Raw genomic sequence first — 20,160 nt, forward strand, 5'->3', positions numbered from 1 at the left:
GGCTTGGGCCGGCGCGATTTGCGCGCCTACTACCTACTGCCAGCGACCCCCCTTGAATCGGACAGCATGTCGCCCGAAGGTGTGGACCAGAACCCCGTATACCGGTCAAACTGCTCGGCGATTTCTCGCCCGCCCCGACGGCATTACCTCGAACTGGCAGGCCGCCGCGCACCGGTTCCAGGGCGAGCTGACAGACCTGCCACTCAGCAGGAGGAGAACGCCGGGAGCGTAGGTACCCGACCGGGCCTCAGCGCTGTCCCTTCAGACGTACGGAGCCTCACGATGATTACGTTGTGCAATCGTGAATGGGTCTTGTGAATCGCGCGCTTGTGGACCCGCGGCGAAGGAGGGTCGCGGCAATGCCAGCAGGAGGTTCTGCCGGAGGCAGCCTCTACTGCATCAGCAGCTGAGATCGTGAGTTTCACTCAGCCGGGGAGATGTCAGGGCGAAAGGCCGGCGTGTAACATCGGACGCCTAATCCGCAGGTGCAAATGGCGTTCTCGCAGGTCAAGGCCTTGATGTGACCGAGAGTAAAAGCGGTCGAAAGCCGGCATAACTGGGTAGCCCAGGCAAGCCCCGAGCACCACAGAAACTAGCCCATGAGGGTGTTTTCGCAGGTCAGAGGGTGGGTCGCGTGGGACTCGAACCCACAACCTACGGATTAAAAGTCCGCAGCTCTGCCAATTGAGCTAGCGACCCTGCACGGGACACGGTACCGCAAGCACGGTGGCGTCCGCGTGCCTGGTCGACCCCGCCAAGTCCAGGTATCGGTGCAGGTCACAGCCGTACGCGGGGGTCACCAGGCTGGCCTGACCGGCGGTCGCGGAGGTGGGGGATCACGGTCGCAGAGGTGCGTGCTCGGTCGCTGGGCCGGTCTCGGCGGCCCTGGTGTCGCGCGCCCCGCCGAACCCACTCTGTTGGACCGAAAACGGAGCACGGACCCAGCGTGCGATGGGGCATCCACGGCGGGAAAGCACCGTCGGCCGGTTCACCGGGCAGGAGCGGGCACCTCGGCCCGGTGGCCCCTGCCGCGGCGACCCCGAACACCTACCGCTGCGCCCTTGGCGGCGTGGAGGCAAGATGAACGCGTGTTGAGCGACAGCGACGCGTACGGGCCGGTCGAGTGACGGGGCGATCCGGAGCCACCGGGGCCGCCGGCGCGGCGGGTACCGGTCGAGGCTCTGCGGGTCGGAGCGCAGGTCTTGTCGGGTTGGCCGTCGCCGCGTTGGGCGTGGTGTTCGGCGACATCGGCACCAGCCCGCTGTACGCGCTGCAGACGGTGTTCAGCATCGACGGTGGGATCGTGCGGCCGACCCAGGCCGACGTCTACGGCGTGATCTCGCTGATGTTCTGGAGCCCGACGATCGTGGTGTCGATCAAGTACGTCACGATCCTGATGCGGGCCGACAACAACGGCGAGGGCGGGGTGATGGCTCTTGCCGCGCTCGCGCAGCGGCTCTACGCCAGCCGCGCCGGCCGTACCGCCTCGTTGTTGATCATCGGGATCGTGGGTGTCTCGCTGTTCTACGGCGACTCGGTGATCACCCCGGCGATGAGTGTGCTGTCCGCGGTGGAAGGTTTGAACGTCGCGGTGCCGGGCATCGGGCATCTCGCGGTACCGATCGCGGCGGTGATCCTGACGGGGCTGTTCGCGGTGCAGCGGTTCGGTACCGGCAAGGTGGGCCGGCTGTTCGGTCCGGTGATGTTGCTGTGGTTCGCGGTGCTCGCCGTCGCCGGGCTCACCGGGCTGGCCCGGCGCCCGTCGGTGCTGCTGGGGCTGTCACCCACCTACGCGGTGGCCTTCGTGGTGGCGCACCCGCTGTTGACGTTCGTGGCCATGGGCGCGGTCGTGCTGGTGATCACCGGGGCCGAGGCGCTGTACGCGGACATGGGGCACTTCGGCCGAGCGCCGATCCGCCGCTCGTGGTTCTTCGTGGTGTTCCCGGCGCTGATGCTCAACTACCTGGGCCAGGCGGCGCTGGTACTGCAGGATCCGTCGGCTCGCGCCAACCCGTTCTTCCTGCTGTTTCCCGGCTGGGCCCGGTTCCCCGTCGTGGTGCTGGCCACCGCGGCCACCGTGATCGCGAGCCAGGCGGTCATCTCCGGCGCGTTCTCCCTGTCGCGGCAGGCGGTCAGGTTGGGGTTGCTGCCGCCGTTGACGGTCCGGCAGACCTCGGAGGAGGAGGGCGGGCAGGTCTACCTGCCCGCGGTCAACGTCCTGCTGTTCCTCGGCGTGCTGGCGGTCACCCTGTTGTTCGGTTCCTCGGCCCGGCTGGCCACCGCCTACGGAGTCTCGGTCACCGGCGCCCTGGTCGTGGACACGTTGCTGCTGCTGTTGGTGGCACGACCGCTGTGGAACTGGCCGGCCTGGAAGCTGGCCCTGGCGGCGGTGGTGTTCGGCAGCCTGGAGGTGACGTTCCTGGCCGCCAACCTGTCCAAGGTCGCGCATGGTGGGTGGGTACCGCTGCTGCTGGCGCTGGCGGTGATCACGGTCATGACGACCTGGCGCCGCGGTCGCCAGTTGGTGTCCGATCGCCGGCGGGACAAGGAGGGCTCCCTGGCGGAGTTCGTCCAGCACGTCCGGGACAAGAAGCTGCCCCGCGCCGCCGGGATCGCCGTGTTCCCGCACCCCAACAAGGGCACCACCCCGCTGGCGTTACGCGCCAACGTCGAGCACAACCACATCATCCACGAACACGTCGTCATCGTGTCGGTGGAGACGACCAACGTGCCGCACGTGCCCTGGGACGAGGCGTTCACCCACGACGACCTCGGCTACTCCGACGACGGGATCGAGTACCTCAACATCCAGATCGGCTTCTCCGACACCCCGAACATCCCCCGGGCGTTGCGGCGCGCCTGCGCCAGCGACGTCCTGGGCATCGAGGCGGCCAGGATGGGCCGGGCGTCGTACTTCCTGTCTCGCGGTGCGATCCAGACCACCCGGTCGCACACCATGGCCCGCTGGCGCAAGCGGCTGTTCGTCGTCCTCGCCACCAACGCGGCCAGCCCGGCCGCCCGCTTCCAACTCCCCCGGCGCCGCACCGTCACGATGGGTACCGACGTCGAGATCTGACCCGGCGACGGACCGGCTACCCGCCGGCGACCTCCAGCGTGTCCGCGCGGTGGGCCGGTCGAGGGACGCGGCCTCGACGCCGAGATCCGTGTCACGAGCGGGCGGACAGGAACGCCAGCGTGCGCGAGGTCAGCAGGGCCGCCGCCGCCGGCCGGTAGGAGGGCAGCGTGGGGTCCGCGAAGTAGTGCTGGTCGCCGGGGTAGGTGAACAGCTCGGCCTGCTGGCTCTCCTTCTCCAGTGCCCGCGCCGCGTCGAGGTCGCCTTCCCCGGCGAAGATCGGATCGGCGTCCATGCCGTGCACCTGCACCGGCACGTCCTGCGGCCAGCTGCCACCGAACTCCGCGATCGGCACGCAGGCGTAGTACAGCAGGGCGCCTCGGGCTCCCGCCCGGGTCTGAGCGAGTTTCTGCGCCGGCAGCACTCCCAGGGAGAAACCCGCATAGACCAACGCGGTGGGCAGGCTGTCCACAGCCCGGGTGCCTCGATCGATCACCTCGCCGAAGCCGATCTGCTCGACGTGGTCCATGCCCTCGGCGATGCTGCCGAACGTTCGCCCCTCGAACAGGTCGGGGGTGTGGACGGCGTGGCCCGCGCGGCGCAGTTGGTCGGCGAAGCCGACGACACCGGGCGTGAGCCCGAGCGCGTGGTGGAACAGGACGACCTCGGCCATGCTTCCTCCCTGATCGAACGGCGGGTCACCGCCAATGATCCATGAAGTTAGTATATTCGGGTGCCTTCGATCAATAGCAGCTTCCCCGACTACGACCTCGACGAATCCAGGGTCGTCACCGCGCCGCACGAGCTGCGCGCGATCGCCGACCCGTTCCGCGGCACCCTGCTCGACCTGCTGCTGGAACGAGCCGCGACGGTCACCGAACTCGCCGAGGCGGTGGGCCGCCCGAAGAGCACCGTCGCGCACCACGTGAAGGTGCTGCTGGACGCGGGGCTCGTCCGGGTGGTGCGTACCCGGCGGGTGCGGGCGATCGAGGAGAGCTTCTACGGCCGGACGGCCCGCAACATCTCCGTGGGCAAGGTGCGGCCGCAGGACGTGACGCCACCGCCCTGGCCCAACGAGCTCGCCGACGCCGCCGAGGAGTCCATGCCCGCCTACCACGCCGACCGGATGCGGGCGCTGCGTCACCACGCCCACATCTCCTCCGCCCAGGCCGGCGCCTTCTGGGAGCGCGTCGTCGCGCTGCTCAACGAGTTCGACCAGCTGCCCCGGGACGGAGACACCTCGTACTCGTTCGTGGTCAGCCTCTACCCGGCCGAACACCCCACCCTGCCGCCGGCGACGCCGTGACCACGCCGCCACCTGCTTCCGGTACCGGGGGCCAACCGGCGGCGGTGGCGCCCGGGCGGCGGCGTCGTCGGCCGCCACGACACCGTGCGGTCCGGGGAGGGGCGGGGCTAGCCTGACGACGTGCCGCTCGACATTCCCGACCAGCTCCGCCGGACGGTCGTGGCCGACGGGAACGAACCCTGGCTGGACGAGCTGCCCGGTGTGCTCGACTCGCTGGCTCGGACGTGGTCGCTGACGATCGGGGCGAGTCTCGCGGGCGGGCAGGCCGCCCTGGTCGTCGAGGCGACGCGTCTCGACGGCACGCCGGCGGTCCTCAAGATCGGGGTGCCCGGCCGGGACCCCGGGCCGGAGGCCACGGTGCTGCGCCTGGCGAACGGAGCGGGCTGCGCCACGCTGCTGCACGAGGACCTGGGCCGGCACGCGCTCCTGCTGGAGCGCCTCGGGCCGGCGATGCACGACGTCGTCGCCGACCCGGTACGCCGGCACGAGCTGCTGTGCGAGGCGGCGGTTCGGCTGTGGCGTCCGGTCGGGCCCGACATCGACCTCCCCACCGGCGCGACGCTCGCCGAGCAGTACGCGGATCGGCTGCCGGAACTGTGGGAGCAGGCGGGGCGACCGTGCTCGCCGGCCACCGTGGCCGACGCGCTGACCTGCATGAACCGTCGGCGCATCGCGCACGACGATCGGTCGGCGGTGCTGGTTCACGGTGACATCCACCAGCTGAACGCCCTGCAGGCCAACGACGGCAGCTACAAGCTCGTCGACCCCGCCGGGTTGCGGGCCGAACCGGCGTGCGATCTCGGCACCATCGTGCGGTGCGATCCGGGCCTCGGCGACGACCTGCGGGCGCGGACCGCGAAGCTGGCTTCCCGTACCGGCGTGGATGCCACCGCGATCTGGGAGTGGGGAACCGTCCACCGGGTGTTCAGCGGCGTCTACGCGTGCAGCATCGGCTTTCAGCCCTTCGGTGAGCTGCTGCTGGCCGAGGCGGACCGCCGCACCGCGTAGCCACCGGAGCCCGTGGCGGCCCGAGCTTCCGCCGCTCCGTACCCGGATCCTCGCCGGACGGGTCACCAGCGCAGGCCGGCCGCCACCGGGAGGTGATCGCTGCCGGTACCGGGGAGCACCCACGCGCGGGTCGGCTGCACGCCGCGTACCAGGATCTGGTCGATCCGGGCCACCGGGAACGTGGCCGGCCAGCTGAAGCCGAAGCCGTGCCCGGCAACGGCCTGGGCCGAACGCAGCCGAGCGGTGAGGCCGGCGAACGCACGGTCGTCCGGGGTGCCGTTCAGGTCGCCGAGCACCACCACGCGCTCGGCCCGGTCGGCGGCGACCGCCTCGGCCAGCGTGGCCGCGCCGGAGTCCCGTACGCCGGCCGAGAAGCCCTCGCTCGGGCCGACGCGGACCGACCACAGGTGGACCACGTACACCGCGAGCGGGCCGCGGTCGGTGCGCACGGTCGCGCGCAGCGCCCGGGACGGATCCATCGCCCCGGCCGGCCCGCCGTCCGACAGCGGCAGCCGGCTCCACAGCCCGACGGTGCCCCGCACCACGTGGTACGGGTACGCCCGCGCCAGGCCGGCCTGGTACGTGCCGGTGGCCTGCGGGGTCAGTTCCTCCAGCGCCACCAGGTCGGCGCCGGAGCCGGCCAGGTCGCGCGCCGTGCCGGCCGGGTCCGGATTCGCGGCGCCGACGTTGTGGCTGACCACGGTGAGCTGCGCGCCCGGTCCGGACTTGTCGGGAAGCAGCCCGCCGAACAGGCTCAGCCACGCCACCACCGGCACCAGCAAGGCCACCGTCGCCACGACGGACCGACGGCACAGGGCCCCGACGAGCAGCACCGGGACGGCCAGGCCGTACCAGGGCAGGAACGTCTCGACCAGGCTGCCGAGATGCCCGCCCGCGTTCGGGATCCAGCCGTGCCCGCACAGCAGCAGGCCGAGCAGCAGCGCCATCGCGGCGAGCACCAGGCCGCGCCGCCGGGTACCGGTACGCGGGTACTGCCGGGGCGGCGCGGACGGTGTCAGGCGGGGCACGGTCGTGGACATGTGCCCAGTGCAGCCGGCGCGATGTTGCCACGACGTACGCGATTGTCGATACGCCGACGATAGGTCCCGGCCGGAACGCCCGGAGCCGGTCGCCCGGAGCCGGTCGCGCGGCTGTGCGAGGGCAGCGCAACGGCTCGGCAAAACGTTGGCGCGAGGGGATCTCGACGGCGTACACCGGTCGGGAAGCCACATATCATCCGGCGGTGCATACCTTGGCGGAACGGCGTTCCCGTTCCTGGCTGACGGTCCGGGGCGCCCGGCGGGTACCGCAGATCACGGTCGTGTTCTGGATCATCAAGGGGCTGTCGACCGCGATGGGCGAGTCCGCCTCGGACTACCTGGTGCACGTGCTGCCACCGGTACTCGCGGTCCTGCTGGGCTTCGCCGGCTTCACGGTGGCCCTGATCGTCCAGTTCGCGCTGGCGCGCTACGTGGCCTGGGCGTACTGGCTGGCGGTCGTGATGGTCGGGACCTTCGGGACCATGGCGGCGGACGTCCTGCACGTGGGGCTGGGCGTGCCGTACCTGTACTCCAGCGTGCTGTACGCGGTCGCGCTGGCCGCCGTGTTCGGCACCTGGCGCGCGACCGAGAAGACGCTGTCGATCCACAGCATCGACACCCCCCGGCGGGAGGCGTTCTACTGGGCCGCCGTGGTGGCGACGTTCGCGATGGGTACCGCGCTGGGCGACTTCACGGCCGCCACGCTGCGGCTGGGGTACTTCGCCTCCGCGGCCGTGTTCGCGGCACTCATCGTGCTTCCGGCGATCGGCTACCGGTGGCTGCGCTGGAGCCCGATCCTGTCCTTCTGGTTCGCCTACGTGCTCACCCGGCCGCTCGGCGCCTCGATCGCCGACGGCCTGGGCAAACCGGCCGGTGCCGGCGGCCTCGGCTTCGGCGACGGCCCGGTCGCGCTGGTGCTGGGCGTGCTGATCCTCGTGCTGGTCGGCTACCTGGCGGTCACGCGCACCGATGCCCAGCCGCCGGGCCGTACCGACCCGGTCTGAGCCGGCCGGCGCCCGACGGCCGGTCCCGGAACCGCGCGGCCCGTCCCCGATCGGCGCACCGTTTCGGGCCATCCGCCGGCCGGGGCGTCGCCGCGGTGGGACGATGGCACCGGTACGGCCCTGCAGAACCCGCAACCCCGCGCCCCGGGTGGACCGTGTCGGGCACGGGGGTGCGCCGGACCGGCGGTGGCCGGGCGGCGCGGAAGGTCGCGGTGGCCATGCGAAATCGGAGCCGGAAGCGCCGGAGTCCGCTCTGGACCAGGCTGTGCCTGATCATCGGGATCGTCCTCACTCTCGGCAGCGGCAGCGCCTATGCCGGCACCGTGCTCGTCGCCGACCGGTTCGATCACGCCGTCCGGCAACAGGACCTCCTCGGCGACGGCAGCTCGCGCCACTCCCGTACCGTGACCGGGCCGCTGGACATCCTGCTGGCCGGCTCGGACCTGCGCAGCAGCTGGAAGGCGACCGGCGAGCTGCCGCGCGCCGACACCATCATGTGGCTGCACGTCACCGCGTCGCTGGACCGTGCGTACCTGCTGTCGATCCCGCGCGACCTGGAGGTGCACATCCCGGCCGACGCCCGTACCGGCCAGGGCGACAGCACGACGAAGATCAACGCGGCGTTCCCGTACGGGATGCGCGACATCGCCGACACCGCCGGCGGGATGCAGCTGTTGAACACGACCGTGCAGCAGCTCACCGGCGCGCGCTTCGAGCTGGCCGCGCTGGCGGACTGGGACGGGTTCACGGCGATCACCAGCGAACTGGGCGGCGTCCGCCTCTGCGTGGACAAGACGTTCGTGTCCCGGCAACCCGGCCTGCGCGGCGAGAAGTTCACCGCCGGCTGCCACCACTACGACGCGACCCGGGCGCTGGAACTGGTCCGGCAACGCTACGTCTACGCCGACTCCGACTACGGCCGGCAACGCATGCAGCAGCAGTACCTCAAGCAGATCCTGACCCGCGCCACCAGTACCGGCGTGCTGACCAACCCGGTGAAGCTCAACCGGCTGCTCGACGCCACCAACCGCGCCCTGACCATGGACCTCAACGGTTACCGGCTGTCCGACCTCGCGCTGGCGCTGCGCCGGCTCACGCCGGCCAGGCTGGTCGGCCTGCAGATTGCGCACCGTACCCTGCCGGACGGCAACGAGGGCCTCGTCCAGCCGGTCGACGACGAGCTGTTCGCCGCGATGCGCGACGACACCGCCGGCCAGTACCTCGCGCGGCACCCCAGCCTGGTCTCGCACGGCCCGGGCACCGGCGACTGAGATCCGTACCGGTCGGGTCAGGGGGTGCGGGCGGCGTCGATCTGGTCGAAGTCGCCGTAGCCGTTGCGGCTTCCGCCACCGCCGGACCACTGCCACATCAGCGCGTACCTCGAACTGCTGGACTGCCCACCGAAGAAGCGCGCGCAGGTCGACGTGCCGGACAGGCACCAGCCGTACGGGTGGTGCGACAGGCTGGAGGTGAACGACTCGTAGGTCCATTCGTAGGTGTTCGGGATCGACGCGTCGGTGCCGGTGCCGAAGATCGACGACCAGATGTCCGGCGCCGAGTACACGCCGAGCTTGTCCGGGGAGTGCGTGGTCAGGTACGCGGCGAAGCCGTTCAGGTCGGCCCGGTCCACCGAGATCGGTACGGACGACTTCCTGACCACGCCGCTGCACGGCGAGGTGTAGACGCTGTTCCAGCCGTTGTCGTCGGCCGGGGTGTAGCTCGGCGAGTGCCCGGGCAGCTCGATGTCGGCGAACACCACCGGGTAGTCGATCGTCTGGTGCGCCAGGTGACTCAGCGCGTCGGCGGCCTGCCGCTCGCCCCACGCGTACGCCTCGCCGGTGCCGCCGGTGTAGTGCGGGTCGACGCCCGGCCCACCCATGAAGTAGTACGCACCGGTGCCGATGCCGAGGTGGTAGGTGGTGTGGTTGCGGCTGGCCTGCGCGGCGTTGGTCGCCGACCAGACCACGACCTTGTGGCAGCCGGTGAGGTTGGCCCAGTTCGCCGTCATGCCGAGGTAGCCGCCGTACGAGCCGCCGATCACCGGTTCGTGGTACGGGCCGGTGCCGGTGGGCGACATCGTGCTGCTGTCGGTGCCGTACCAGAAGCCGGCCGGCGCGTCACCGGCCGCCGCCGGCGCCGCCACCGTCAGCACCGCGACACCGCCCAGCACCGCCGCGGCGCCGACCCGCGCCCATCGTCCGATTCTTCCGGTACCTGAGTGCCACGGCATCGTGCCACCGCCTCGCCGCACGCCACCGGGCCGCGGCGGGCACCGTGGCCCCCACCCATCATCGTGCTCCGCGGCCCCGCCGGTACCCGTCCGAACGGTCGATGCGGCCCCGCCGCGGCCCCGGCCCGGGATCCCGTCACGTCCGGGCGACGCGGAGCCCGTCGCGTCCGGGACGGCCACCCTCGGCCGGCTGGCGGCCGGCCGGACGACGTAACCTGCGGTCATGACCGAGACCCGGGCCCTGACCCCTGCCGAAGCGTTCGAGTTGTTGCTGGCCGGTAACCAACGGTTCGTGGTGGGTACGCCGGAACATCCCAATCAGGATGCCGCCCGCCGTGCCCAGACCGCCCAGGGTCAGCACCCGTGCGCCGTGGTGTTCGGCTGTTCGGACTCCCGGCTGGCCGCCGAGATCATCTTCGACCGCGGCCTGGGCGACCTGTTCGTGGTCCGCACGGCGGGCCAGGTCATCAGCCCCGAGGTGCTGGGCAGCATCGAGTACGGGGTGGAGCTGCTCGACTGCCCGCTGGTCGTGGTGCTGGGCCACGACGCGTGCGGCGCGGTCGGCGCCGCCCGCGCCACGCTCGAGGACGGCGGGGTGGCCCCGGGGTACATCCGCGACGTCGTCGAGCAGGTGACTCCCAGCGTGCTGGCGGCCCGGGCCGCCGGGCGCACCGGGGCCGACGAGATCCTCGCCGAGCACGTCAGCCGCACCGTCGATCTGCTCCTCGACCGGTCCCGGCTGCTCGCCGAGCGGGTGGCGGCCGGCCGGGCCGGCGTCGTCGGGCTGTGCTACCGGCTGGCCGACGGCCGGGTGGACGTGGTCGCCGCCCGTGGCCTCGACGTGCCGAGTACCACGGCTTCCTGACCACGTTCCCGGCCGGTGACCGGTCAGGACCTCCGGCGGGCCCGCCCGATGCCGAGCCCGACGAAACCCACCCACACCAGGGTGATCAGCCCGACGAGAGCGTCCGCGCCCCACCCGTTGACGGCGTAGAAGTTGCTGGCGTCCATGCCGAAGTAGAGCGACGGCACCGCGAGCAGGTTGATCACCGCGACGACGACGCTGCCCCGCAGGGTCCAGCCGGGCACGATGCGCGCGGCGGCCGATCGGCTCACCGCGACCACGAGCCCGAGAAAGAACATCGCGATCCACAGGTGCGCGATCGGGCCGTGTGCCAGCGCCATCGCGGCAGCCAGCGGTCCGTCGGTGGTCGGGTCCATCGCCTTGTCCGGGTAGGCGAGCGGGGTGCCCGCCTCCAGCGAGGTCGCGAAGAGGATGACCGCGCCGTACGTGAACAGCGACACGATCGACAGCTGCCCCGCGACGGTGCGCCGGCCCCTGCCGTCGACGGGCAGCAGCCGGGCCAGCCCCACGCCGAACACCGTCAGCGCGGCGACGATGACCAGCGTCAGCAGGCTGCGGCTCAGCACGTTCCACGCGGGTGGCGGACCGGAGTAGACGAAGTACAGGGCGACCAGCAGCACGGAGAGCGCGCCGACGGTGAGGCCGGCCCGGCCGGCGAGCCGGGCGTCGGAGCCGCCGGCCGCGGTACGGGCGGCGGACGAGCCGGGGGCGATCGACGAGGTCGTCACAGTGACTCCTGAGCGGTTTCGGTCCGGACGGAGGTGCTCGCCCAGTGCCGGCGGACGTGGTCGAGGCCCAGCAGCGCAGCGTTGATCGCCAGCGCGCTGGCCGGCGTCCAGAGCCACCACGGGCCGTCCAGGTGGGTACCGAAGATGGCCATCAGCAGCCAGACGATGACCTGGATCGCGGTGCCGAAGGCGGCAACGGCGGTGACGGTGAAGCGCATCCGGGAGGTGGAGCGCTGCTCGGCGGGATTCGTCCCGAGCAACATGGCCAGGCGGTGCCGTGTCGTGTTCATGCCGTCAACGATGCCGGTCGGCGCCTGCCCGCGTCGTCTGCCGTTCGGGACGAACGGGTCAGCCAACGGCCAGCACCGGCTGCCACTTTCGTTGACCCCGGCACCGCCGCCGGTGCGTGGCCGCGCTGGCCGGCGCTTGCCGGTACCTCCTAGGCTGGCCCGGTGCCGCCCTCTCCGACCGTGACGACCGAATCGCCCAGCAGCCGGAAGCGCTGGGAATCGCGTGGGCGGTCGGCGCTGCTGGTCCTCGCCTCGTTCGCCGGCGGCCTCGGGCTGCTGTTCCTCGTTCTCGAACAGCGGCCGGGCGGTGGCTGGCGTGCCCTCGACATCACGGTGGGCGCGCTGGCGAGCCTCGCCCTGCTGCTGCGCCGCCGGGCCCCGGTCGCCGTCGGCCTGACACTCGCCGTCCTGGCGGCGTTCTGCGCGACCGCCGGCATCGCCAACTACGTGGCGCTGTTCGCCGTCGCCCGCACCCGGCGGATCGAGCTCGCCTTCGCGGTGGCGTTCGCCGATGTGGTCGGTGCGCTCGGGTTCTGGCTGATCTACCCGGCCAACTCCGAACTCAGCCTGACCGTCGTGGTCAACACGGCGATCGCGCTCGCGGTCGTGGCCTGGGGTGCGCTGCAACAGAAGCAGCAGGATCTGGTGGCCGTCTACCGGGACCGGGCGGCCCGCATCGAGCGCGAGCGCGAGCTGCGCGCCGAGCAGATCCAGCTGGCCGAACGCGCCCGGATCGCCCGGGACATGCACGACTCCGTCGCGCACTACATGTCGCTGATCGCGCTGTACGCCGGCGGGCTCGAGGTCGCCGGTGCGGACGGGAAGGACGTGGGCCCCACCGCCACGACGATCCGCACCACCGCGACCAAGGCGCTCGACGAGTTGCGTACCGTGATCGGCGTGCTCCGGGACGGCACGCTGGCCGTACCGCAGCAGACCCGGCACGAGCGGACCGTGCAGGGGCTCGTCGACGAGGCCCGACAGGCGGGTCAGCTCGTCGTCGCGCACCTGGACGACGAGGCCCTGCGCGCGGCGAACCCGGCCACCGAGGAGGCGTACCGGCTCGTCCAGGAAGGGCTGACCAACGCACGCAAGCACGCGGCCGGTTCGCTGGTGACCGTCCGGGTCCGGCGGGACGGTCCGAACCTCCTGGTGACCGTCACCAACCCGGTCGACCGGAGCGCACCGGCGCTGCCCGGCAGCGGCGCCGGGCTGGTCGGACTCGCCGAGCGTCTCACCGCTCTCGGCGGCGCGGTGGAGCACGAGATCATCGGACACGGCGACGGCGGCGCCGCCGAGTTCCGGATGCATGGCAGAGTGCCCTACCGATGAACACCACCACTTCGGTCCTCGTCGTCGACGACGACGCGATGGTCCGCGCCGGGCTGTCCATGGTCCTGTCGGCCGACCCCACGATCACGATCGTCGCCGAGGCACCGAGCGGCGCCGACGCCGTCGTCGCGGCGACCCGGCACCGGCCCGACGTCGTCCTGATGGACCTGCAGATGCCCGAGATGAACGGCGTGGAGGCGACCCGGCGGATCCACGACGCGGTGCCGTCGTGCGCGGTGCTGATGCTCACCACGTTCCACCTGGACACCCACGTGCTCGAGGCGCTGCAGGCCGGTGCGAGCGGCTACCTGCTGAAAGACGTTGCGCCGCAGGAACTCTGCCATGCGATCCACCTTGCCGCCTCCGGCGAGTCGGCGTTCTCCGCGACGATCACCCGGCAGCTGGTGGCTCGGCAGGCCCGGTCCGCCAACGGTGACGGCGGTACGGAAGCCGTACGGGCCCTGGCCGTCCTCACCGAGCGGGAACGCGCGGTGGCCGACGCCGTCGCCGAGGGTGCGTCCAACGCCACGATCGCCACGGCGCTGTTCATGAGCGAGGGCACGGTCAAGACGCACGTCTCGCGGGCCCTGACCAAGCTGGGCCTGGACAACCGGGTCCAGCTGGCGCTGCTGGTGTTCCGGGCGCAGCAGGGTTCCTGACCTGGACGGGCGGGTTCCCGCGGATCAGGGTTTGCGGGCGAGGACGCCGTAGGTGCGCAGGATGGGTTCGGCCGCGGTGTCCGGGTACCACTCGTTGACCGGGACGATGCCGGGCGGCTCGATGTCGAGCCCGTGCAGCCACCCGGCGATGGTGTCGGCGGACCGGTTGATGAACTCGGCCCCCGTGGTGCGCCGGTAGTCCTCGACCATGGCTTCCTGCTCGCGCGGGTGGTCCGGGTCGGGCGCCGCGTGCGAGACGGCCAGGTAGCTGCCCGGTACGAGGTGCTCGACGTAGCCGTCGATGATCCCGCCCGGATCCTGCTCGTCCGGGACGAAGTGCAGGACGGCGTTCATCAGGACCGCGACCGGCCGATTCAGGTCGAGCAGGTCGGTCAGGGCCGGGTGGTCCAGAACCGCCGCGGGGTCCCGGAAATCGCACTGGATGGTCTCGGCCAGCGGGTTGCCGGACAGGATGTGCCGGGCGTGCGCCACCGCCACCGGGTCGATGTCGACGTAGAGCACCCGGCTGCCCGGGCTCTGGTGTTGCGCGATCTCGTGCACGTTGCCCACGGTCGGGATGCCCGACCCGAGGTCCAGGAACTGGGTGATGCCGAGGGTGCCCGCCAGCCGGACCACGACCCGGCGGAGGAAGCCGCGGTTGGCCCGGATCGCGGCGGTCAGCGTCGGCATGGTCGCCGCGGCGCGCTCGCCGGCGGCGCGGTCGGAGGCGAAGTTGTGGGCGCCGCCGAGCAGGTAGTCGTAGATGCGGGCCGGACTCGGCCGGTCGAGGTCGGCGCTGTCCAGCTCCGGACCGGTTTCGGGTCGCTCCATCTCACCGCACCGCCTCGTCGTCGATCGGATTCACCCCGCAGTGTCCCCCGTCGGGACGCGAGTCTGCCACCGGCCGTCCGTACCCCCCGTCGCCCGGGTCGATCCAGCAGATCGTCCGCGCCCCGTTCCTCGGCGGCACCCGCGCCGGCTGACGGCGGCGAACGCGCTCGTGGGCGTCGACCGCCGTCGACGCCCACGAGCGGTGGCCGGTCAGCCGACCCGGGCCGGTTCGCGGTCCGGCGCGTTCGCCAGCCGGCGGGTACGGAACACCAGCAGGACCAGGATCGCGCCGAGAACGGCGATACCGGCGGCGCCGAGGAACGCGGCGGAGAAGCCGGCGGTCAGCTCGGCCGGGTGGCCGATCCGACCGGCGCCGAAGGAGACACCGACCGCCGTCATCGCGGCCAACCCCAGCGCCGAGCCGACCTGGTACGAGGTGTTGACCAGCCCCGCGGCCAACCCGCCCTCCTCGGGCCGGGCGCTGCCGATCGCGGTGCCCAACGACGGGATGAACGCGAGCGCCTGGCCCAGCGCGGCGAGCAGCGACGCGGGCAGCACGTCGACCAGGAAGTTGCCGGTCGGGCGGGCGAACGACAGCCAGACCAGCCCGGCGGCCAGCGCCACGAGCCCGCCCACGATCAGCGGTTTGGCGCCGAGCCGGGCGATCAGCCGGGGCGCGACGGCGACCATCAGGAGCACGATCAGCAGGGTCATCGGCAGCAGCGCGGCGCCGCTGGCGAAGGCACCGTAGCCGAGCACCTGCTGCAGGTACAGGTTCAGGAAGTACCACATCGGGATCCACGCCGCGCCGAGCAACGCCTGCGCGAGGTTCGCCGCACCCAGCAACGGCGTGCGGAAGATGCCCAGGCGCACCAGCGGCTCGCGCCGGATGCGTTGCAGGGCGACGAATCCGGCGAGCAGCACGACCGCGCCGGCCAGGATCGCCAGCGTCGACGGCGCGGCCCAGCCGACCTGCGGTGCGCGAACGATGGCGAGTACGGCCAGGGCGAGGCCGCCGGTGACCGCGGCGGCGCCGGTGACGTCCACCGAGCCCCGGCTTCGGCCGGCCACCGGCATCAGCAGCGGCGTGGCGACGATCGCCACCGCGGCGATCGGCACGTACAGCCAGAAGACCCACGGCCAGGACAGCCACTGGGTGATGACGCCACCGAGGAACACCCCGGCGGTGCCGCCGGCCGGCGCCGCGGCACCGTAGATCGCCAGCGCCTTGCCCAGCTCGCCGGGCCGTGGCCCGAACACCGTCATCAGCAGCGTCAACGCCGACGGCGCGATGAGCGCCGAGCCGGCCCCCTGCACCACCCGACCGACGAGTTCCACGCCGGCCGTACCGGCGAGCGCGGCGACCACCGAGCCGACCGCGAGGATCACCCAACCGGCGGCGAACACGCGTCGCGCGCCCAGCAGGTCGGACAGCCGGCCGCCGAGCAGCAGCAGCCCCGCCAGCGCGATCACGTACGCGTTGAACACCCACGACAGGCCGCCCGGTGAGAACCCGAGGTCGACGCGCATTCTCGGTAGTGCCACCCCGATGATCGAGGTGTCCATGATCACCATGAACTGCGCCAGCGCGATGAATCCCAGCGCCCACCACCGGCGCGAGCCCGTTGCCAGGTCCGACATGACGTCCTCCCGAACGCTCCCATGTACCCCTAGGGGGTATCGAGGATCGTCACGGTAACGCGCTCCGCGATCCGACGCAAGTACCCCCTGGGGGTATATCGAAGCGAGCTCGGCCCGAGCCGCGGACCTCGGTCTTCGAGGGCCGGCAGCGGGCAGGCGAGAACCCGGGTGCGCCGACGGCACACCCGGGCATCGAACTACCTGCCGCCGGCGATGCCGCGCAGCGTCCTGACCTCGGCGGTCTGCGACCTGACGATCTGCCCGGCCAGCCGCTTCGCGTCCGGGTCCCTCCCGTCGGACTGCTCGTCGCGGGCCATCGCGATGGCACCGTCGTGATGCGCGATCATCATCCGGGCGAACAGGGCGTCGAACCGCTCACCCCGAGCGGCCTTCAGCTTGGCCAGGTCCGCGTCGGACATCATGCCGTCGGCCATGTCCATCCCGCCCGCCTTGGCGCCCGCCGCCGGAACCTTCTCACCCCAGGACCGCAGCCACCCGGACATCGTGCGGATCTCCGGGTTCTGTGCACCGGCGATCTGCGTGGCGATGCTCCTGACCCGCTCGCTCGACGCGCGGGACAGGACGAGATCGGTCATCGCGATCGCCTGCCGGTGGTGCGGGATCATCATCTGCGCGAACATCACGTCCGCGTCGTTGTGGCCGGCCGCGCCGGGGCTGGCCGAACCGTCCCGCCGGTTCATCGTCGAGTGGTCGGCGCCGGTACCGCCACCGCCGCAACCGGCGGCGACGGCGAGCACCGCCGCACCGGCCGCGACGCCCAGCAGGGCACGCCGAAGGTACGTGTGTCGGAACATGATCTGTGCTCGCTTTCGTTGTCGGTGAACGAGATGCGCGTGCGGCGCCGCGAGGGCACCGCGGCGGGCATCTAGATGCGCAACACCGACAACCGGACGAGAGCGGGGCCGGACCGGGGTGGTGGCGGGCCACGGACCGCCCGCCCGGACGGTGCCGGAGCCGGGCCCGGGCGGGCGGTTCGATCGCGGTACCGGAGCAGGGCGATCACGGCACCGGCCGACAGCAGGGCGGTGAGCACCGCCAGGCACATCAGGCTCGGGTCCATGCCGTGCGGGCCGGGCGTCGGCAGGTGCAGCACCGGGGCCAGCGCCACGATCGAGATCGCAACCGGGTACGACGCGGCGAACAACGGGTCACGCCGCGGAACCGGAGCACCGTGCGAAGCCGGAACACCGTGCGAAGCCAGGGCGACGTGCGAAGCCGGGGCGCCGTGCGGAACGGGGGCGGCGTGCTGAAGCAGGTCGCGCTGCGGCGATGGCTGGTGCCGCAGTGCCGAGCCGTGCTGGCCGGCCGGGGCCGCACGACTGTGCATCCCCGCGTCGCCGGCGCCGATCGCGGGATGGCCGAGGGTGTGCATCAGCGCGATGCCGCAGACCAGCAGCACGGCGAGCAGCGACCACCGCGTCACCCGTGCCGGCATCACCGCCACCTCCTCCCGTACCCCCCGGGGGTGTGTTCCGGTTCGCCAGGGTACCGGGCGGGACGCCACCGACCGCGGCGGGCCGTTTGCGGGAAACCGGCTGCCCTCCATACCCGCTCGGGGTATCGTACGCCGATGGTGACGGCGAGGGCGGCAGGATGACGGCGGTACTGCTGGTGGCCGGCGTGGCGTCGCTCGCCGTCCTCGCCCTGTACGGGGTGGGCCGGCTCGTGCGGGTCGCCGCGCAGGGCGCCCCGCGCGCCCCGTTCCTGTCCGGGAACCCGCCGGTCGAGCACGCCCTCTCCCGCTACCACGTGCGCTGGTACACGGTGACGATGCTGTTCCTGGCGTTCGACATGGAAATGGTCTTCATGTACCCGTGGACACTGGTCGTCGCCACCGTCGGTGCCAGCGCCGTGATCGAGATGTTCGCGTTCCTGGCCGTGCTCTTCGCCGGGGTGCTCTACGCCTGGCGGGAGGGCGCGCTGCGATGGGTCTGACCACGGCGCTGCGCCGCCGGACCCCGCTGCGGCCGCTCATCGTCACCGCACCGGGCGGCGAGCCGGCCCGGATGGCGGTGGAACGCTGGTGCGACCGGCACGCCTGGTCGCCCGCGTATGCCCCGGCGCAGGCCAACGCGCTGGTGGTCTGCGGCCCCGGGTCCGCCGCGCTCGACGCCGTGGTCGCCGAGGTCTGGCACCAGCTGCCGCTGCCCCGCCGGCGAGTCACGGTACGCGCCGCCGACGACGCCGACGCGGCCCTGCGGCACGCGCTCGCCGCCCTGCGCTCCCCCTCGTACCGGCCGGACGACGCCGCCGAGCCCGACGGCCACGGCACCGGCGGGCCCCGGTACCCCGAGCCCGATCAGCCGGCGCCCGACCTCCCCGCGCAGGGAGGACCCGGTGGGCACGACGGTCCCGGCGAGCCGGGTGGGCACCGGGAGCACGGCGAGCCGAGTGGATACGACGTGCACGGTCACGAGCACGGTGGGCACGACGATCGCGCACACGAGCACAGCGCACACGAGGGCGGGCACGAGCACAGCGGGCACGAGGACGGCGGGCACGGGCACGGGCACGGGCACGGGGGGATGGTGCTGCCGGGTGGGGTGGCGATGGCCGATCGCGGCGCCGACCGGGACGGGCTGATGCTGGATCGGCTGCACGTCACGCTCGGTCCGGCGCTGTACCCGTGGCCGGCCGGTCTGACGGTCCGGCTGGTGCTGCAGGGCGACGTCGTCCAGGAGGCAGCGGCCGAGCTGCTGCCGGCCGGGCCGCGGCACTCGGTCGTGCCGGCCGTGCGGCTGCTCGACCAGGCGCATTGCCTGCTGGTACTGGCCGGCTGGCCGGGTGCGGCGCGGGACGCCCGCCGGCTCCGCGACGCGGTGCGGGCCGGGGCGGCGCCCACCGGGTACCGGCGCTGGGCGACGCGGGTGCGACGCTCGCGGATGCTGCGCTGGTCGTTGTCCGGGCTGGGGCCGCTCCCGGGCGGCGGGCCCGGGACACCGACGGGCGCGGGATCGAGCGCCGGAGCCCGGGCACGGGCCGGTGCGGTGCCGCCAACCGGAGCCGGGCCGGCCAACGACGTGTACGGGCGGCTGTCGGCGTGGCTCGACGGGCTGGACGCGGTGTTCGCCGGGCGCGCGATCGAGCTCGTCGAGCCGGATCCCGGGCTGCTGCCGGCGGCGCTGGCCGGCGGTGATCTCGCGGCCGCCCGGTTGGTCGTCGCCAGCCTCGGCGCGGCTCCGGTCCACGAGCCTGTACCGGAGCGTGCCTGATGGTCCGGCAAGCTCCACTGTGGACGGCGCTGCTGGCCGGTGCGGTGCTGCTCGCGCTGGCGACGATCGCGGCGGTCGGTCGCGGGGTGGCGGTCGCCCGTCGCGCCGCCGGTGCCGGTACCCCGGTGGCCGAGGTGGCCCGGTTGCTGGCGCAGCAGCGCCGGTCGACGCTCGCCGCGGACCGGCTGTTGTGGCGGTCGGGGCCGGCCGCGGTGTGCGTGGCCGCGGCGCTCGCCGCCCTCGTCGTACCGCTGGGGCGGTGGACGGCGTGGGACTCGCCGGTCGGCGTCGTGTGGTTCAACGCGATGGAGGTCGTGGTGTGGGCCGGGCTGTGGCTGGTCGGCTGGGGCGCGAACTCGGTGTGGGGAGTGGTCGCCGGCTACCGGTTCCTGGCGCAGGGGCTGGCGTACGAGCTGCCGCACATGTTCGCGTTGACCACGGTGGCGCTGGGCGCCGGTTCGCTGCGGGTCGGCGACGTGGTCGCCGCGCAGTCCGGACTGTGGTTCGTGGTGTGGATGCCGGTGGCGTTCGTCGCCTACCTGGTCGCGGCGCTGGCGATGGCGTTCTGGGGGCCGTTCGACGCGCCCGCGCAGGCGGACCTGGCCGGCGGGCTCGGCGCCGAACTGTCCGGTGTGGACGCTCTGCTGCTGCGTGCCGGCCGGTACCTGATGCTGACCGCCGCGGCGGCGTTCGCGGTACCGGCGTTCCTCGGCGGCGGCGCCGGCCCGCTGCTGCCGGCGTGGCTGTGGTCGTTGCTGAAGACCGTTGCGGTGCTCGGGTTCCTGGTGTGGCTGCGGGATCGGTTGCCGACGGTACGGATGGAGCGGTACACCGAGCTGTCCTGGCTGGTGCTACTGCCGGCGACGCTGGTGCAGGCACTGCTGGTGGCGATCGTGGTGTTGCTGCGGTGAACGGGATGC

The 20,160-nt window shown here is 72.5% G+C and carries 20 protein-coding genes and 1 tRNA gene; 11 read left to right on the forward strand and 10 right to left on the reverse strand.

Going from position 1 to position 20,160, the window contains the following annotated elements:
- Positions 1-626: 626 nt before the first annotated feature.
- Positions 627-699: transfer RNA gene (locus NUM_RS31365), tRNA-Lys, on the reverse strand.
- 511 nt (positions 700-1,210) lie between these two features.
- Here NUM_RS31365 and NUM_RS31370 point away from each other — a divergent pair.
- Positions 1,211-3,076: a potassium transporter Kup gene (locus tag NUM_RS31370; protein WP_225918976.1), complete on the forward strand. Its 1,866-nt coding sequence runs from the start codon at positions 1,211-1,213 to the stop codon at positions 3,074-3,076.
- 91 nt (positions 3,077-3,167) lie between these two features.
- Here the strand turns inward: NUM_RS31370 and NUM_RS31375 are convergent, their stop codons facing one another.
- Positions 3,168-3,746: a dienelactone hydrolase family protein gene (locus NUM_RS31375; RefSeq protein WP_207128537.1), complete on the reverse strand. Its 579-nt coding sequence runs from the start codon at positions 3,744-3,746 to the stop codon at positions 3,168-3,170.
- Between the two features lie 60 nt (positions 3,747-3,806).
- Between NUM_RS31375 and NUM_RS31380 the strand changes: the two genes are divergently transcribed.
- The gene (locus NUM_RS31380; protein ID WP_207128538.1) at positions 3,807-4,379 is read left to right on the forward strand and encodes an ArsR/SmtB family transcription factor; all 573 of its coding nucleotides are present in this window, start codon (positions 3,807-3,809) and stop codon (positions 4,377-4,379) included.
- 120 nt (positions 4,380-4,499) lie between these two features.
- A complete protein-coding gene (locus NUM_RS31385) occupies positions 4,500-5,387 on the forward strand; it encodes an aminoglycoside phosphotransferase family protein (protein ID WP_207128539.1) in 888 nt (295 codons plus the stop codon).
- A 62-nt stretch (positions 5,388-5,449) separates the two neighbouring features.
- Here the strand turns inward: NUM_RS31385 and NUM_RS31390 are convergent, their stop codons facing one another.
- Positions 5,450-6,334, reverse strand: a complete 885-nt coding sequence (locus NUM_RS31390; RefSeq protein WP_207128664.1) for an endonuclease/exonuclease/phosphatase family protein — start codon at positions 6,332-6,334, stop codon at positions 5,450-5,452.
- Between the two features lie 296 nt (positions 6,335-6,630).
- Between NUM_RS31390 and NUM_RS31395 the strand changes: the two genes are divergently transcribed.
- Together NUM_RS31395 and NUM_RS31400 are read left to right on the forward strand one after the other, a co-directional pair.
- Positions 6,631-7,431 carry a COG4705 family protein gene (locus tag NUM_RS31395; RefSeq protein ID WP_225918978.1) on the forward strand — a complete coding sequence of 267 codons (801 nt, stop codon included), beginning with the start codon at positions 6,631-6,633 and terminating at the stop codon, positions 7,429-7,431.
- 218 nt (positions 7,432-7,649) lie between these two features.
- Entirely contained in the window at positions 7,650-8,702 is a 1,053-nt protein-coding gene (locus NUM_RS31400) for an LCP family protein (protein ID WP_207128540.1), read from the forward strand.
- A gap of 17 nt (positions 8,703-8,719) precedes the next feature.
- Here the strand turns inward: NUM_RS31400 and NUM_RS31405 are convergent, their stop codons facing one another.
- On the reverse strand, positions 8,720-9,661 hold the full coding sequence (locus NUM_RS31405; protein ID WP_207128541.1) for a hypothetical protein: 942 nt from the start codon (positions 9,659-9,661) through the stop codon (positions 8,720-8,722).
- 223 nt (positions 9,662-9,884) lie between these two features.
- Between NUM_RS31405 and NUM_RS31410 the strand changes: the two genes are divergently transcribed.
- Positions 9,885-10,526 (forward strand): carbonic anhydrase, encoded by a 642-nt coding sequence (locus NUM_RS31410; RefSeq protein ID WP_207128542.1) that lies wholly within the window; start codon positions 9,885-9,887, stop codon positions 10,524-10,526.
- Positions 10,527-10,549: 23 nt separating this feature from the next.
- Here NUM_RS31410 and NUM_RS31415 read toward each other — a convergent pair whose 3' ends face one another.
- Together NUM_RS31415 and NUM_RS31420 are read right to left on the reverse strand one after the other, a co-directional pair.
- Positions 10,550-11,254 (reverse strand): hypothetical protein, encoded by a 705-nt coding sequence (locus NUM_RS31415; RefSeq protein WP_207128543.1) that lies wholly within the window; start codon positions 11,252-11,254, stop codon positions 10,550-10,552.
- Positions 11,251-11,544 (reverse strand): hypothetical protein, encoded by a 294-nt coding sequence (locus NUM_RS31420; protein WP_207128544.1) that lies wholly within the window; start codon positions 11,542-11,544, stop codon positions 11,251-11,253. Before NUM_RS31420 ends, NUM_RS31415 begins: the two co-directional genes overlap by 4 nt.
- A 162-nt stretch (positions 11,545-11,706) precedes the next feature.
- Here NUM_RS31420 and NUM_RS31425 point away from each other — a divergent pair, with 162 nt between their 5' ends.
- A complete protein-coding gene (locus NUM_RS31425) occupies positions 11,707-12,876 on the forward strand; it encodes a sensor histidine kinase (protein WP_207128545.1) in 1,170 nt (389 codons plus the stop codon).
- Positions 12,873-13,535, forward strand: a complete 663-nt coding sequence (locus NUM_RS31430) for a response regulator (protein WP_207128546.1) — start codon at positions 12,873-12,875, stop codon at positions 13,533-13,535. Before NUM_RS31425 ends, NUM_RS31430 begins: the two co-directional genes overlap by 4 nt.
- Before the next feature lie 24 nt (positions 13,536-13,559).
- On the opposite strand, the gene NUM_RS31435 is transcribed toward NUM_RS31430, so the two are convergent.
- From NUM_RS31435 to NUM_RS31450, 4 genes are all read right to left on the reverse strand, one after another.
- On the reverse strand, positions 13,560-14,366 hold the full coding sequence (locus NUM_RS31435; protein ID WP_207128547.1) for an SAM-dependent methyltransferase: 807 nt from the start codon (positions 14,364-14,366) through the stop codon (positions 13,560-13,562).
- A gap of 210 nt (positions 14,367-14,576) precedes the next feature.
- Positions 14,577-16,007, reverse strand: coding sequence for an MFS transporter (locus NUM_RS31440; RefSeq protein ID WP_225918979.1), 1,431 nt, complete (start codon positions 16,005-16,007; stop codon positions 14,577-14,579).
- A 197-nt stretch (positions 16,008-16,204) separates the two neighbouring features.
- Positions 16,205-16,822, reverse strand: coding sequence for a DUF305 domain-containing protein (locus tag NUM_RS31445; RefSeq protein ID WP_207128548.1), 618 nt, complete (start codon positions 16,820-16,822; stop codon positions 16,205-16,207).
- Positions 16,823-16,893: 71 nt separating this feature from the next.
- Entirely contained in the window at positions 16,894-17,463 is a 570-nt protein-coding gene (locus tag NUM_RS31450; RefSeq protein ID WP_207128549.1) for a hypothetical protein, read from the reverse strand.
- A gap of 158 nt (positions 17,464-17,621) precedes the next feature.
- Between NUM_RS31450 and NUM_RS31455 the strand changes: the two genes are divergently transcribed.
- From NUM_RS31455 to NUM_RS31465, 3 genes are read left to right on the forward strand one after another with little or no spacing between them, the layout of a single operon-like run.
- Entirely contained in the window at positions 17,622-17,963 is a 342-nt protein-coding gene (locus NUM_RS31455; protein ID WP_207128550.1) for an NADH-quinone oxidoreductase subunit A, read from the forward strand.
- Positions 17,954-19,240 carry a hypothetical protein gene (locus NUM_RS31460; protein ID WP_207128551.1) on the forward strand — a complete coding sequence of 429 codons (1,287 nt, stop codon included), beginning with the start codon at positions 17,954-17,956 and terminating at the stop codon, positions 19,238-19,240. The genes NUM_RS31455 and NUM_RS31460 overlap by 10 nt, the downstream gene beginning before the upstream one ends.
- Positions 19,240-20,151, forward strand: a complete 912-nt coding sequence (locus NUM_RS31465) for a complex I subunit 1 family protein (RefSeq protein ID WP_207128552.1) — start codon at positions 19,240-19,242, stop codon at positions 20,149-20,151. The genes NUM_RS31460 and NUM_RS31465 overlap by 1 nt, the downstream gene beginning before the upstream one ends.
- Positions 20,152-20,160 lie beyond the last annotated feature (9 nt).

The organism is Actinocatenispora comari (assembly GCF_017312725.1).
Lineage (GTDB): Bacteria > Actinomycetota > Actinomycetes > Mycobacteriales > Micromonosporaceae > Actinocatenispora > Actinocatenispora comari.

Bases quoted from the DNA above. Each gene is read 5' to 3' on its own strand.
- NUM_RS31375 (WP_207128537.1), bottom strand. From the start codon at position 3,746: ATGGCCGAGGTCGTCCTGTTCCACCACGCGCTCGGGCTCACGCCCGGT.
- NUM_RS31390 (WP_207128664.1), bottom strand. From the start codon at position 6,334: ATGGCGCTGCTGCTCGGCCTGCTGCTGTGCGGGCACGGCTGGATCCCG.
- NUM_RS31400 (WP_207128540.1), top strand. From the start codon at position 7,650: ATGCGAAATCGGAGCCGGAAGCGCCGGAGTCCGCTCTGGACCAGGCTG.
- NUM_RS31405 (WP_207128541.1), bottom strand. From the start codon at position 9,661: ATGCCGTGGCACTCAGGTACCGGAAGAATCGGACGATGGGCGCGGGTC.
- NUM_RS31410 (WP_207128542.1), top strand. From the start codon at position 9,885: ATGACCGAGACCCGGGCCCTGACCCCTGCCGAAGCGTTCGAGTTGTTG.
- NUM_RS31420 (WP_207128544.1), bottom strand. From the start codon at position 11,544: ATGAACACGACACGGCACCGCCTGGCCATGTTGCTCGGGACGAATCCC.
- NUM_RS31430 (WP_207128546.1), top strand. From the start codon at position 12,873: ATGAACACCACCACTTCGGTCCTCGTCGTCGACGACGACGCGATGGTC.
- NUM_RS31435 (WP_207128547.1), bottom strand. From the start codon at position 14,366: ATGGAGCGACCCGAAACCGGTCCGGAGCTGGACAGCGCCGACCTCGAC.
- NUM_RS31440 (WP_225918979.1), bottom strand. From the start codon at position 16,007: ATGTCGGACCTGGCAACGGGCTCGCGCCGGTGGTGGGCGCTGGGATTC.
- NUM_RS31445 (WP_207128548.1), bottom strand. From the start codon at position 16,822: ATGTTCCGACACACGTACCTTCGGCGTGCCCTGCTGGGCGTCGCGGCC.
- NUM_RS31450 (WP_207128549.1), bottom strand. From the start codon at position 17,463: ATGCCGGCACGGGTGACGCGGTGGTCGCTGCTCGCCGTGCTGCTGGTC.
- NUM_RS31455 (WP_207128550.1), top strand. From the start codon at position 17,622: ATGACGGCGGTACTGCTGGTGGCCGGCGTGGCGTCGCTCGCCGTCCTC.
- NUM_RS31460 (WP_207128551.1), top strand. From the start codon at position 17,954: ATGGGTCTGACCACGGCGCTGCGCCGCCGGACCCCGCTGCGGCCGCTC.
- NUM_RS31465 (WP_207128552.1), top strand. From the start codon at position 19,240: ATGGTCCGGCAAGCTCCACTGTGGACGGCGCTGCTGGCCGGTGCGGTG.